Below are 1,018 nucleotides of genomic sequence, written 5' to 3'. Positions count from 1 at the left end.
CAAGAATTAAAGACTTTGAAAGACGAAAATCTCAAATTAAGAATCGAGAACGAATACCTAAAAAAACTCGATGCCTTAGCCCGGCGGAAATCACAGCAAGCGAAAGAGCAGAAGTGATTGGCGAGCTAAGGCAGGCCTTCGACAAGTCCTTGAACTTTGTCCTCAAAGTAGTTGGTATGTCGCACAGTAGCTACTATTATGCGGTGAAGCCAAAGGAGGAGAAAGATTTAGATACACCGGTTATTCAAGCCATTGATGAAATTCGTTTAACTGATCCTAAGTACACCAAGAAGTATGGATATCGACGCATTACCGATGCCCTTCATGAACAAGGTTTTGTCGTTAATCACAAACGTGTCCTTCGAATTATGAAGGAGCACGGATGGATGGCGGAATATAATAATCGTGGTCACCGCAAATACAACTCATACCACGGTACAGTCGGTAGGATTGCCAAGAACCTAATTCATCGTCGTTTCACAACTGATCGACCATATCAAAAATTAGTCGCCGATGTCAGTGAGTTCCGGTATGGCATGATGACTCAAACTGAACGAATCTATCTAGAACCAGTCCTTGATCTATTCTCAGGTGAGGTTCTAGCCTATAACATCAGTGATCATCCAACCGTTGAATTTGCGTTAAAGCCACTGAGAGAGGCATTGGATCAAATTCCTGCACTTCCATACCGAACGACAGTACATACTGACCAAGGATTCCAATATCAGCATCGTCAATGGCGTAAGACGCTTAAAGAACATCATGTTTTTCAGAGTATGTCGCGTAAAGCAACTTGTCTCGATAACGCTGAAATGGAGTCCTTCTTCAGTGTCATGAAAGCCGAGATGATGGATGAACACTATGACACCAAAGAGTCATTAGAATCCGCTATGCGGGAATGGATTGAGTTCTACAATAATCGTCGTATCAAAAGCAGACTAAAGGGCAAGTCACCGATTGCATATCGACAACTTGCCCTTCAAGAGGCTGCATAACCAAGTTATTTAATTGTCCAACC

General features: G+C 42.6%; 2 pseudogenes. Both read left to right on the top strand.

Annotated features, from left to right (window positions below):
• A pseudogene (locus tag FD01_RS16620) lies at nt 1–117 on the top strand (helix-turn-helix domain-containing protein); the annotation flags it as partial.
• Nucleotides 66–995: pseudogene (locus FD01_RS08210) on the top strand (IS3 family transposase); the annotation flags it as partial. The pseudogenes FD01_RS16620 and FD01_RS08210, both read left to right, overlap by 52 nt.
• Between the last annotated feature and the right edge of the window lie 23 nt (nt 996–1,018).

The organism is Lacticaseibacillus manihotivorans DSM 13343 = JCM 12514 (genome assembly GCF_001435035.1).
GTDB classification, from domain to species: Bacteria; Bacillota; Bacilli; order Lactobacillales; family Lactobacillaceae; genus Lacticaseibacillus; species Lacticaseibacillus manihotivorans.
This window is presented reverse-complemented; position numbering and strand designations above follow the sequence as displayed.